Origin of the sequence: Enorma shizhengliae (assembly GCF_009676995.1) — a bacterium.
Taxonomy (GTDB): domain Bacteria; phylum Actinomycetota; class Coriobacteriia; order Coriobacteriales; family Coriobacteriaceae; genus Enorma; species Enorma massiliensis.
This window is the reverse complement of sequence record NZ_VTFZ01000012.1, coordinates 25,676-37,478: the sequence shown is the minus strand read 5'-3', so window position 1 is coordinate 37,478 and position 11,803 is coordinate 25,676. Positions and strand designations below refer to the sequence as shown.

At 61.3% G+C, this 11,803-nt stretch carries 12 protein-coding genes; 11 read left to right on the top strand and 1 reads right to left on the bottom strand.

All coding sequences use genetic code 11. The features are described 5' to 3' along the window. Window positions 1-9 precede the first annotated feature (9 nt). From infA to GJE22_RS08720, 11 genes are all read left to right on the top strand, one after another. Window positions 10-228, top strand: coding sequence for a translation initiation factor IF-1 (gene infA / locus GJE22_RS08770; protein ID WP_019127912.1), 219 nt, complete (start codon window positions 10-12; stop codon window positions 226-228). 123 nt (window positions 229-351) lie between these two features. After that, window positions 352-465 (top strand): 50S ribosomal protein L36, encoded by a 114-nt coding sequence (rpmJ, locus tag GJE22_RS08765; RefSeq protein ID WP_006363204.1) that lies wholly within the window; start codon window positions 352-354, stop codon window positions 463-465. A gap of 15 nt (window positions 466-480) precedes the next feature. Beyond that, complete coding sequence (gene rpsM / locus GJE22_RS08760; RefSeq protein ID WP_019127913.1) at window positions 481-855, top strand: 30S ribosomal protein S13; 375 nt, start codon at window positions 481-483, stop codon at window positions 853-855. A gap of 14 nt (window positions 856-869) precedes the next feature. Then, the gene (gene rpsK, locus GJE22_RS08755; RefSeq protein WP_019127914.1) at window positions 870-1,277 is read left to right on the top strand and encodes a 30S ribosomal protein S11; all 408 of its coding nucleotides are present in this window, start codon (window positions 870-872) and stop codon (window positions 1,275-1,277) included. 21 nt (window positions 1,278-1,298) lie between these two features. After that, window positions 1,299-1,895 carry a 30S ribosomal protein S4 gene (rpsD, locus tag GJE22_RS08750; protein WP_022349918.1) on the top strand — a complete coding sequence of 199 codons (597 nt, stop codon included), beginning with the start codon at window positions 1,299-1,301 and terminating at the stop codon, window positions 1,893-1,895. 33 nt (window positions 1,896-1,928) lie between these two features. Continuing rightward, window positions 1,929-2,873 (top strand): DNA-directed RNA polymerase subunit alpha, encoded by a 945-nt coding sequence (locus tag GJE22_RS08745; protein WP_019127916.1) that lies wholly within the window; start codon window positions 1,929-1,931, stop codon window positions 2,871-2,873. A gap of 32 nt (window positions 2,874-2,905) precedes the next feature. After that, window positions 2,906-3,409, top strand: coding sequence for a 50S ribosomal protein L17 (rplQ, locus tag GJE22_RS08740; protein WP_019127917.1), 504 nt, complete (start codon window positions 2,906-2,908; stop codon window positions 3,407-3,409). Window positions 3,410-3,680: 271 nt separating this feature from the next. Beyond that, a complete protein-coding gene (locus GJE22_RS08735; protein WP_186297394.1) occupies window positions 3,681-6,536 on the top strand; it encodes an energy-coupling factor transporter ATPase in 2,856 nt (951 codons plus the stop codon). 78 nt (window positions 6,537-6,614) lie between these two features. Next, entirely contained in the window at window positions 6,615-7,433 is an 819-nt protein-coding gene (gene truA, locus GJE22_RS08730) for a tRNA pseudouridine(38-40) synthase TruA (protein ID WP_144688007.1), read from the top strand. Window positions 7,434-7,653: 220 nt separating this feature from the next. Then, complete coding sequence (locus GJE22_RS08725; RefSeq protein ID WP_144687962.1) at window positions 7,654-8,724, top strand: glycosyltransferase family 2 protein; 1,071 nt, start codon at window positions 7,654-7,656, stop codon at window positions 8,722-8,724. A gap of 198 nt (window positions 8,725-8,922) precedes the next feature. Next, window positions 8,923-9,360 (top strand): arginine repressor, encoded by a 438-nt coding sequence (locus tag GJE22_RS08720; protein WP_019127921.1) that lies wholly within the window; start codon window positions 8,923-8,925, stop codon window positions 9,358-9,360. Between the two features lie 125 nt (window positions 9,361-9,485). On the opposite strand, the gene GJE22_RS08715 is transcribed toward GJE22_RS08720, so the two are convergent. Then, a complete protein-coding gene (locus tag GJE22_RS08715; protein WP_144687961.1) occupies window positions 9,486-11,669 on the bottom strand; it encodes a transglycosylase domain-containing protein in 2,184 nt (727 codons plus the stop codon). Between the last annotated feature and the right edge of the window lie 134 nt (window positions 11,670-11,803).

Genomic DNA, 11,803 nt, shown 5'->3' with positions numbered 1-11,803 from the left:
GATGTGCTTGTGAAGAAGGAAGACGCAATCGAACTCGAGGGTACGGTCACCGAGCCGCTTCCCAATGCGATGTTTCGTGTCGATCTGGGTAATGGTCACACGGTTCTCTGCTCCATCTCGGGCAAGATCCGTATGAACTACATCCGAATCCTTCCAGGTGACAAGGTCGTGGTGGAGCTTTCGCCCTACGATCTCACCCGTGGTCGCATCACCTATCGCTATAAATAGGCAGCGCACGCGCGCGACAGACCGCTCAGCTGTCGTGTGCGCAACCAGCCAGGTAATTCACGTCTGCGGCTGGACGAGTACATAGTAGGTTTGTTGGTTTGAGCACAACCGAAAGGAAGAACGATGAAGGTACGTCCTTCGGTCAAGAAGATGTGCGACAAGTGCAAGATTATCAGGCGCCATGGCAAGGTGCTCGTTATCTGCGAGAACCCGCGTCACAAGCAGCGTCAGGGTTAAGAGAGGAGATCCAAGTTGGCCCGTATCAGCGGTGTCGATCTGCCGCGTGAGAAGCGCGTCGAGATCGGTCTGACCTACATCTACGGCATCGGCCGCACCACGGCGTCTAAGATTTGCGCCGACACGAACATCAACCCGGATACCCGCGTCAAGGACCTTACCGAAGAAGAGGTCGACGTCATCCGTAAGTACATCGACGAGAACCACATCATGGTGGAGGGCGACCTCCGTCGTGAGCGTAACCAGAACGTCAAGCGCCTCATGGACATCGGCTGCTATCGTGGCCTGCGTCACCGCAAGGGTCTTCCCGTCCGCGGCCAGCGCACCCACACCAACGCTCGCACCCGCAAGGGTCCGAAGCGCCAGATCGGTGCCAAGAAGAAGAAATAAGGAGCGCTTAACTGATGGCTACTGCTAAGAACAAGCGCGGCGCCGCTACTCGCGTCAAGCGCGCCGACCGCAAGAACATCTCCGTGGGACAGGCTCACATCCGTTCCACCTTCAACAACACGATCATCTCGATCACCGATCCGCAGGGCAACGTCATTGCCTGGAAGTCGGCGGGCCAGGTGGGCTTCAAGGGCTCTCGTAAGAGCACCCCGTTTGCCGCCCAGATGGCTGCCGAGGCCTGCGCCAAGGCCGCTATGGAACACGGCATGCACAAGGTCGCCGTGTTCGTGAAGGGCCCGGGCTCCGGTCGCGAGACCGCCATCCGTTCCCTCCAGGCCGCCGGCCTCGAGGTCACGAGCATCCAGGACAAGACCCCCATCCCGCACAACGGCTGCCGCCCCAAGAAGCGTCGCCGCGTGTAACTCTGAAAGGATCGCATTACTATGGCAATCGACAGGACTCCTGTTCTTAAGCGCTGCCGCCAGCTCGGGGTCGATCCCATCGAGCTCGGTTACAGCAGCAAGAAGGAATCGAAGCGTCAGCCCAAGCGTCGTCGCAAGGAATCCGAGTACGGCGTCCAGCTGCGCGAGAAGCAGAAGGCTAAGTTCATCTACGGTGTGCTCGAGAAGCAGTTCCACCGTTACTATGAGCGCGCCCGTCGCATGAACGGCGTCACCGGCGAGAACCTGATGGTTCTCCTCGAGAGCCGTCTCGACAACGTGGTGTTCCGTCTCGGCTTCGCCCGCACCCGCCGCGAGGCCCGTCAGACGGTTTCCCACGGCCACTTCACCGTGAACGGCCGCCGCGTCGACATCCCCTCCTATCTCGTCAAGCCCGGTGACGTCATCGCGGTGGGCGAGAAGTACCGTGACCTCCTCCCCATCAAGGAGGCTCTCATCCAGTCCGAGCGCTTCGAGGTCCCCGGCTGGCTTGAGGTCGATATCGAGAAGCTCTCTGGTAACGTGCTCTCGCTGCCCACGCGTGAGCAGATCAGCACCGATATCCAAGAGCAGCTCATCGTCGAGCTCTACTCTAAGTAGTCCATCAGGGCTGCTGAGGCTGGAGGTTAATACATGTCAGAATTCATTAGGCCTCAGGTTCAGGTCGAAGAGATCAACGAGACGTCCGCTCGTGTCTCCGTCGAGCCGCTCGAGCGTGGTTACGGCGACACCCTCGGCAACTCGCTCCGTCGCGTCCTGCTCTCCTCTCTCGAGGGTGCGGCAGTTGAGGCGATCAAGATCGATGGCGCCCAGCACGAGTTCATGACCATCCCCAACATGGTTGAGGATGTTACCGATATCGTCCTCAACGTTAAGGGCCTGGTCTTCCGCGCCACGGGCACCTCGGTGTCCGAGGCCGAGGCCACCATCAACGTCGAGGGCCCGTGCGATGTCAACGGCGGCGACTTCTTCATTCCGGCTGGTTTCGAGCTCGTCAACCCCGAGCAGCACATCGCCACCTTGAATGAGGGCGCGCACCTTACGATGTCCATGCGCATCGGTCATGGTCGCGGCTATGTGTCGTACGAGGGCAACAAGCGCGATTCCGATCCCATCGGCATCATCCACGTCGACTCGCTCTTCTCGCCGGTGCGCCGTTGCGCCAAGCTCGTCGAGGCCTGCCGCGTGGGTCAGCACACCGACTACGACCGTCTGGTGCTTGAGATCGAGACCAACGGCGCCCTTTCCCCGCGCGACGCGGTGGTTCAGGCTGCCAACATCATCAACCAGCACATGGCTGCGTTCATGAACCTTGCCGAGACCCCCGAGGTCGAGGAAGAGGTTTCGATCTTCGCCCCTGAGGCCGCGAGCGACAACGCCGAGCTCGATAAGCAGATCGAGGATCTCGACCTCTCGGTTCGCTCCTACAACTGCCTGAAGCGCGCGAGCATTCACTCTGTGCGCCAGCTCGTGGAGTTCTCCGAGAACGACCTGCTCAACATCCGCAACTTCGGCGTCAAGTCGATCGAGGAAGTCAAGGACAAGCTTGAGTCTATGGGCCTAAGCCTGAAGCAGTAGCTCGAGCTTTCATATAGAGGAGATACGAGACCATGCGTCACAACAAGAAGAAGGGCCTGAAGCTCGGCACCGATGCGAGCCACACCAAGGCCATGAAGAAGAGCCTTGCCAAGGCGCTCTTTGAGAACGATCGCATCAAGACCACCGAGACCCGTGCGAAGGCGCTCCGCAGCTATGCTGAGCCCATCATCACCTGGGCCAAGAAGGGCGACCTGCACTCCCGTCGTCTCGCCATCGCCAAGCTCGGTGACAAGGACCTCGTCGCCGAGATCTTCGACAAGGCCGCTCAGGGCATGTGGGCCGACCGCAACGGCGGTTACACCCGCATCATGAAGCTCGGCCCCCGCAAGGGCGACAACGCTCCGATGGTCATCATCGAGATTGTCTCCGAGCCCTGCACCCCCAAGGTGAAGAAGGCTGCTCCTGCTCCGAAGCCCGTTGCCCCCAAGAAGGCCGAGGCTGTCGAGGAGGCTCCCGCCGCTGAGGCTGAGGTCGCCGAGACCGAGGCTCCCGCCGAGGAGAGCGCTGCCGAGTAGCGCCCAGGCTCATGTGAGCTTTTGCAAAGGCCCCGCTCTGCGGGGCCTTTTTCACATTAACGGTGGCGTCGTTTTGCTTCTGCGTTGGCGGCGGTAACGGTGTTGGCGTTTTGCTGCTGTTGAGCTATGTCATGCCGAAACCTAAACGCGGTGGCGCTTCATTTCATACCGCCGGCGTGTTCGTTGTAATAGGTGATGGATGAGCGGGGGCGCGATTGCGCTCTGAGCTCCAAAGATGAAAAGCTCGCTCGATGCTGGAGGGAGGCGTCGCATGATCGAGGTAGTAGATGCCATTGTCGACGGCGCCCTTCACGGCGTCTCGCTTTGCGTCGAGCGCGGCGAGGTCGTTGCGCTGATCGGGCACAATGGTTCCGGCAAATCGACGCTCGGGCGGCTTGTGTGTGGGGCCCAGTTGCCTCAATCCGGTGCCGTTTGCGTCGATGGGGCCTTTACCGCCAATGTGCCGGGGCGTGCCCTTGTGCGCCGTCTAGTTGGCTATGTTGGCCAAAATCCTGCGGACCAGACCGTGTCGACCATCGTAAGCGACGAGCTCGCTTTTGGTCTGTGGAATATCGGTTGCACGGAAGGGGAGATAGCGGAGCGAGTTGCGAATTCGCTTGATGCTGTGGGGCTTGCGGGCTTCGAGGATCGTGAGGTGCAATCGCTTTCAGGCGGAGAGCTCCAACGCCTCGTGTTGGCTTCTGTGCTCGCAATGGAGCCTGGCTATCTCGTGCTCGATGAGGTGACCTCTCAGATCGATAGCACCTTCCGGGCCCAGTTCAGGAGCCTGGTGGCGCATCTTGCGGGGCGTGGCGTCGGCGTGGTTCTCGTCACCCATGATCCGCTTGAGGTGCTTTCGTGCAATCGGGTGCTTGTGCTCGACGCTGGCGAGGTGATCTGGTCGGGGGCACCGGGTTCGCTTCTGGTCGATTATCGTGACCTCTGGGATTGGGTTTTACCACCAAACGGCTATGCCGACGCGCTGCGGCGTGCCGTTGCCGATGGCTTTGATCTTGCCGGTGGGTTTGCTCCGGCTCAACTTGCCACGTGGCTGCGCAGTGTCCAAGTGGATGGGTGCGCCGGTGCAGGGTCCCTGCTCGATGCCGGGCGAGATTCGTACAGCGCCTCTGTTTTCGGGCGTGATTCGGACGCTCACAGCGTTGTCGGGCGTAATTCGTACGCTCAAGCGTCTCAAAATGGCGATTATTCGCCCGACAAGGGAACCAATGTCCGAATTCTGCCCGACAAAGAAGGTCGTGCCCGAATCTCGCCCGAAAACGGCCTCGATGTTCGAGTCATGCCTGAGAACGCTTCCGGTTCCTCAATTCCGTCTGATAACACCGCGGTTTTCAGCGCGATATCCGAAAACGACTGTGGCACTGAAGACAAGCCCGTGCGCGAAGCGAGTTCCTTGGCATTCAGCCACGCCTCTATTGCCTATGAAAACGCGGACGTGTTGAACGATATCTCGCTTTCGATTCCATCCGGATGGGTGACGCTTATCGCAGGTCGTTCGGGTGCGGGCAAAACCACGCTCGCATGTCTGGCTGCCGGACTCACCAAGGCGCAGTCGGGCTCGGTGCTGCTTGGTGGCACCGCGCCTGTACCGGGCGAAGTTGCCCTAGCGTTCCAGAATCCCGAACAGCAGCTCTTTCTCGAGACGGTAGAGCACGAACTCGCCTTCGCACCGCGCAATCTTGGCTGCTCGGAAGATGAGGTTGCTCGGCGCGTGAGCGAAGCGGCCTCGCAGCTCGAGATCAAGGAGCTGCTGCCAAGCGATCCGTTCTGCCTATCGGGGGGCCAGGCTCGTCGGGTGGCGCTTGCAAGCATTCTCACGCTCAATCCTCGCGCGGTTGTTCTCGACGAGCCCACGGCTGGTCTCGACGCTCCGGCTCGTGCGGCGCTCCACCGCTTGGTGCAAGATATTGCCTGCAAGGGGCTTCCAGTCCTCGTGATGAGTCACGATCTTGAAGAGTGGCTCGCGATCGCAGATCAGGTGGTCCTGCTTGCAGATGGCACGATTGCATGGCAGGGGACGCCAGCCGCACTTGCCTCGGATATAGATGCGTTTGCGCGGGCGGGGCTTGAGCCGCCAGAATCCTGGCAACTTCGTGAACTTCTTGTGCAAGCGGAAAAGCGTGATTCTGCAGGCGTGAACGGGGCCACGTCGGTGGAAGCTGCTGTGCAGGGGCAAGAGGCCGGTGCCGCGCGGGGCCCGGAGGGCTCGGTGGCGCAAGATTCGAGGAGCACGGCGGCACAAGGGCCAATGGCCGGCGCCGCGCAAGAGCCGGAGGGCACGTCGGCGCAAGAGCCATCCTCGCACGGATCGGAGGTCGCGGCCAGGCCAGGCCGGAAGGACGCGGCAGGGCGAGGGCTGGAAGGCGTCGACGCACGCGTAAAAGTGACCCTTCTGCTTGTCGCGACGGCCGCGCTCTTTGCCGCGAGGGCTCCTTGGGCACTTGCCATGTGGGCAATGCTCTGCCTGTTGGTGCTTCGCGCATCCGGCATCGGGGGCAAGGCCGTTGCACGTGCCCTAAAGCCGGTCGCCCTGCTCTTCGCGTTCATCGTCTGCGCAAATCTCGTCTCTTGCGATGGAAGTGCCGACGTTGCCATCGCGGGAAGTGTCGGCATCAGTACGGTGGGTGCCGCACGTGCCGCCACCGCCGTGGCGAGGATCATCATGCTCGTATGTCTTGCGCTTTCGGTCGCGACATCCACAACGCCAACTAAGCTCGCACACGCCTGCACGAGTCTCATGAGGCCGCTCGGTCATATCGGGGTGCCGATCGAAGACGTCGGGCTTGTGCTAGCGATGGCCCTGCGGTTCATTCCCGTTGTCTCCGAAGAGGCGGGGCGCATCAGGCTCGCGCAGCGGGCGCGCGGCGTCAACTTCGACGAAGGGTCGGTGCTCAGGCGCGTACGGGCATGGGCGGCGGTGCTTACGCCGCTCGTGGTCGGGCTCTTCAGGCGCGCCGATCGCGTGGCGGAGTCTATGGATGCCCGCTGCTACGGCCAGCGGAGCTCTGGGCAGCATAGACGCATACCTTTGCAGCCTGCGGACAAGCTTGTTCTTCTCGGCGGGCTCGTTGTCATAGCGGTGCTCACGGTGCTTTCGTATAGTATCTGATGGGAAAGGCGCGCCGATATGCTGGCGCGCGAGACGATAGGGGGCGCGATGGAGGACAAGGCGAGGGCACAGGAAGCTATGGACCATGGCGGGCAGCCCTCATGCGCGGGCACCATCGTTTTGCGCCTGGGGTATTCAGGGGAGGCTTATAGCGGGTTTGCCGAGCAGACGCAGCCCGGGGTGCGCACGGTCGCGGGAGAGCTCAGGAAGGCGCTGGAAACCTTCCTGCGCCGTGAGGTGGACCTTACCTGCGCCGGCCGTACAGACGCTGGCGTGCACGCGCTCAGCCAGTATGTGAGCTTCCCTGCCATCGATGGTGAGCTCTCGATTGTCCAGACGCGCTGGTTGCGCGCCATGGATGCGCTCTTGCCGCGCGATATCGCCGTTCAGGAGGTCTTCCGGGCGCATTCGGATTTCTCCGCTCGCTTTGATGCTTTGGCACGCACCTACACCTATCGCATCGCCGATCGGCCGAATCGCCCGGTGCTCACGCGTGATCATGTGTGGTGGCAGCGCATGCCGCTCGATGAAGAGGCCATGGATAGTGCGGCGCAGCATCTCGTAGGGGAGCACGATTTCAAGAGCTTTTGCAAGATGGCTTCTGCGGTGGGGAAACCGACCTGTCGAAATGTGATGAGCGTGGGTTTTGAGCGAACCGAGGAGCTTGGGGAGGAGGTGCTCGCGTTCACCATCACCGGCAATGCCTTCTTGCATTCCATGGTGCGCACCATCGTGGGGACGCTCGTGGAGGTGGGGCTCCATCGGCGCGAGCCCAGCTGGGTTTCTGAGGTGCTTGCAGCGTGTGACCGCCGGACAGCGGGCCCAACGGCGCCGGCGTGCGGGCTCACGTTCATGGACGTTGCCTACCCGCCGGATACCCTCACGCCACTCGCATAGGGCGCGTCGTCCGGACGGGGCGCGCTGATTGCTTGGTGCCCCGTGCGCATGGTGCGCACCAATTGCACCCCGCGCTGCTCGCATAGACCGTCGCGATGTGTTGTGTTGTTGCAGAACATTTGTACAGAACGTGCAGCCAAGCACTTCGAGTCCGGTGAAAACGCCCGGTGATACCATGTAATACGACTTGCAGTCCAGGACTCCCGGGGGAGGTTGAGCGGTGGCACGTCGTATGGTGAAGCGCCCGTTCATCTCGGTTATCGTGCTTGCCCACGATGCCGAGCGACATGTGCTGCGCACCCTGGAGAGCGTGCTCGACCAGGACTTCGACGACGTTCAGCTCGTGGTGTGCGACTGCGCTTCCCATGATCGTACTGCTGCCATCTGCCGTCGCTGTGCGGAGCGCGAGATCAGGCTCGACGTCATCGAACTCGAAGATACCGACCGTTCCCTTGCCTTCGACCGCGCTCTTGGCGTGGCGCGTGGCCGCTATGTGCTCGTGCTTGGACAGAACGATTGGCTGGCCCCGCGCGCTCTCGAGCACCTTCACGCATTGCTCACCGAGCATGATCTTGAGCTCGCCATCCTCGCGCTTTCGGTTGACGAAGATTCTGGCAACGGCGAGCTCAGCTCGCATCGCCTGAGCTTCGATGTGGCGCCGACGCGCACGAAAGATGAGTTTCGCGATCAAGCGCCCTTGTTCTTGGCGGACGGCATCTTCAACGCGCTCAAGGGCAAGGTCTTGGACCGCGACCGCGCCGACGCGCTCGGCTTGCGTATGCAGCTATGCGGTAACGAGGTCGCCTATCTTGCCGCCTACCTTGAGGATATCGAGCGCGTGGGCGTGGCGGGTCAAGCCGTCTGCCATGTGGCTCAACAAGAGATGCTGAATCACTTCAACATGGCCGCATATGCCTGCTGTGAACGGAACCACGAGCGGTACCTGCAACTCATCTCGACATGGCGCCGCGACCGCGACGAAGCACTTCTGGCTGCGGTCCATCGCCTGCATCTACGCGAGATCATCTCTTGCATTGAAGGCGTCTGCTCGTCACGCGAGATTTCTGCTATCGAGCGCAACGCGCGCGTTCGCGACATGATCGAGGCGCCGAGCACGCGGGCTTCGGTGGCGGTGCTCGGTGATACGAGCCGTGAATTCGGCTTCATCTACGGTTCCATCGTCCGCAAAAACGTGACCGCTTGCTGTCTGAGCGCCCGCCTTTCAATACTCGCGCGCATCTCGCATCTTCCCTTCGCAGCGCGAACGGGCGTCATGCTTTCGTGCGCTTGATCGCTCTGTCGTACGCCGTATGCGGAAAATCGTTGCCAAAGTGTTCCCTCAAATAGCCTTCAGCGCATGAAAGGAAGCATAAATCGTATAGGATATGCTTCAATTTGATTACACACCGCCATTCTCCTGCGTAATTGAGTACACTATGCGTACTTCACGCATATCTAGCAGGAACGTGGCAAAGGGGAGTGTAGCGAAATGGCGAAGAAGCGCAACGGCCGGCAGGATGCCATCCGGGAGATAGTTCGCAATAAGAACGTTCGCACGCAACGCATGCTCGTCGACGAGCTGAAGACGTTCGGTTTTGACTGCACGCAAGCCACGGTCTCGCGCGATATTGCCGATATGGGGCTGCGCAAGCTTCCCGAGGGCGTCTATGTGCTTGCCGAGGATCTGCATCTGCAGCGCATGGTCTCGGAACTCGTCGTAGAGGTCGTGCGCACGGGCAATCTCGTGCTTGTGAAAGCACAGCCGGGTACGGCGTCCGGTATCGCTGCCGCTATCGATGCCGCGGAGCTTCCCGCCGTGCTCGGGTCACTCGCGGGCAACGACACCATTCTGGTGGTCGCGCGAACCGACGACGACGGCGAGCGGTTCGAGACCCTTATCTCGAAGCTCTGCAATCCTCATCGATGAGACAGTTGTGCCAGGTACAAGTGTCTCATGTGTCTAGGACCCAAAAGCAACGGGGAGCCCCTGCGAGCTCCCCGTTTTGCTATCAATGAGACACTTGTACCTGGCACAACTGTCTCATGTCTGTCTCAGCTTTGTCCGTCACCTGTGCCCGCACCCGCGCCGGGGCTCGGCTCGGGTGCGGGGCTCGGCTCGGGTTTGGGATCGGGCTCGGGCTCGGGCTCCGGGGTGGTGGCGGGTTCCGATGGCGAGGTCACGGGGGAGGTGGGGCTTTCCTGAGTGGTCGTGCTCTCGGCCTCGGTGCCGGTCCCCTCGTTTTCCACCACGGTCTCGGTCTCGGGCGTTGTGGCCTTGGATCCGCCGCCGGAAAGCGGCTTGCCGTCAACCTCCCAAACCGAGTCGTCCTGATAGGTAATCTGGCCGTCGGCTGCCGGGAATTCCTCGCGTTCAACGCCGTCGAGCACGGTGTTGAAGAAGTTCCGCGCGATAGGGATGGGCAGGTCGGAGGTGCGCCCGCGCCGTCCGTTGACGGTGATGCGCTGGTTGCTGCCGCTATGGCCCGTCCAAACGGCCATGGTGTACTGCGGGGTGTATCCGCAGAACCACAAGTCGGACGGGGCCTCGGTGGTACCGGTCTTGCCGGCGAAGGGCTGGTTCGCCGAGAGCTGAGCACCCGTGGCCGTACCGCTGGAGATGACTCCCTGCAAGATATCGTTGATCTCGGCGGCAACGCTCGCATCGAGGACGCGCTCGGGGCTGTCCTCATGCTGGTAGATGACCTCGCCGTCACGGTTTTGAATCTCGGTGATCGCCACGGCATCGCGATGCTCGCCACCCATGGCGAAGGTGGAGTATGCCTCGGCCATCTGAAGCGTCGAGAGCTCCTTGGTGCCCAGCGTGAGCGACGAATACGCATTCATCTCGTCGTCGATGCCCAGGTTATGGCACATATCGATCACGTTCTGGATGCCCACGGCCTTTGCAACCTGCACGTAGCCCGTGTTCGCCGAAACCTCGGTCGCCCGCGCGAGCGAAATGTAGCCATAGGAGTGTTTATCGTAGTTGCTCACGGTGTACGAGCCGTCGTCGAAGGTCTGCGGCGAGTTGCAGTTGATGATGATGTTGGGGTTCATGCCCTGGTCGATGGCGGTGGCAAGGGTGAATGCCTTGAATGCGGAGCCCGTCTGGCGCTGCGTGATGGCATGGTTGGTGTGCTGGTCGTCGGCGTAGTAGTCCCGTCCGCCCACCATGGCCACGATGTAGCCGTTGTCGTTATCGATCACCGTCATGCCGGCTTCAAGGCCGTCCTCGTCGAACTTGTTGAGCTGGTCCTGCACCGATGCCTCTGCTGCTTGCTGCACGTTCGGCTTGATGGTGGTCTTAACGGTGAGGCCGCCAGAGAAAATCTGGTCGTAGTCGAACTCATCCGAGAGCAGGGAGCGCACGTAGTCGACGAAGTAGGGGTAGGCGTTGATATCCACGCCCGTGCCCGAGGTCTCGGATACGTTGAGCTGGAGCTCCTCGGCCTGCGCGGCGTCATGCTCCTCCTGAGAAATGTAGCCGTTGCGGAGCATGCGGTCGAGCACCGTGTTGCGGCGCTGGACGGCGAGCTCGGGGTTGATGGTGGGGTCGTACTGCGATGGGGCATTCGGCAGGCCCACGAGCAGGGCCGCCTCGGCCAGGGTGAGGTCGCTGGCGCTCTTGGAGAAGTAGGTCTGCGCGGCGGCCTCGATGCCGTACGCTCCGTGACCGTAGTTGATCACGTTGAGGTACATGTTGAGGATCTCGTCTTTGGAATAGATCTCCTCCATCTTGACGGCGAGGTAGATCTCGCGCACCTTGCGCTCGAGGGTGATGTCGAACTGCTCGTCCAAGAGGATGGTGTTGCGCACGAGCTGCTGGGTGATGGTCGATGCGCCCTCGGAACCGCCGGTGACCTGCGAGACCGCAGCGCGCATGATGCCTACGAGGTCGAAGCCGCCGTGCTCGTAGAAGCGCTCGTCCTCGGTGGCGACGGTGCCGTTGATCACATAGTCGGAAATCTGGTCGAGCGAAACCGTGGTGCGGTTCTGCGTATAGAAGCGGGCGATCACGTTGCCATCGGCATCGAGGATCGTCGTGGGCTCGCTCATGAGGTAGAGGTCGGTGTCGGTGTAGTCGGGCAGGTCTTGGAGCCAGGTGTCCACGACGCCGATCATGCCGATGCCGAAAGCGGTGCCCGCAAGGAGCAGGAACCCGAAGAACGACGCGATGATGATGGGCAAAGCGTGCGTCTTCGCGCGCTTTCGACTATGGCGTTGACGAGGACCCATATAGACCTCCTGTTGCTGAAGCTTCGCGTGTGCTTGCGCGCAGATGCGGGCAAATCGTCAAACATAGATAGAGCACACATTACCTCAACACGCTCGTTGATGGAATTTGGGTATGCTTGTTCAAGCCAAATTCC

Coding starts and splice junctions, on each gene's coding strand:
- rplQ (WP_019127917.1), top strand. CDS start 2,906: ATGCGTCACAACAAGAAGAAGGGCCTGAAGCTCGGCACCGATGCGAGC.
- truA (WP_144688007.1), top strand. CDS start 6,615: ATGGACCATGGCGGGCAGCCCTCATGCGCGGGCACCATCGTTTTGCGC.
- GJE22_RS08715 (WP_144687961.1), bottom strand. CDS start 11,669: ATGGGTCCTCGTCAACGCCATAGTCGAAAGCGCGCGAAGACGCACGCT.
- rpsK (WP_019127914.1), top strand. CDS start 870: ATGGCTACTGCTAAGAACAAGCGCGGCGCCGCTACTCGCGTCAAGCGC.
- rpsD (WP_022349918.1), top strand. CDS start 1,299: ATGGCAATCGACAGGACTCCTGTTCTTAAGCGCTGCCGCCAGCTCGGG.
- GJE22_RS08745 (WP_019127916.1), top strand. CDS start 1,929: ATGTCAGAATTCATTAGGCCTCAGGTTCAGGTCGAAGAGATCAACGAG.
- GJE22_RS08735 (WP_186297394.1), top strand. CDS start 3,681: ATGATCGAGGTAGTAGATGCCATTGTCGACGGCGCCCTTCACGGCGTC.
- rpmJ (WP_006363204.1), top strand. CDS start 352: ATGAAGGTACGTCCTTCGGTCAAGAAGATGTGCGACAAGTGCAAGATT.
- GJE22_RS08720 (WP_019127921.1), top strand. CDS start 8,923: ATGGCGAAGAAGCGCAACGGCCGGCAGGATGCCATCCGGGAGATAGTT.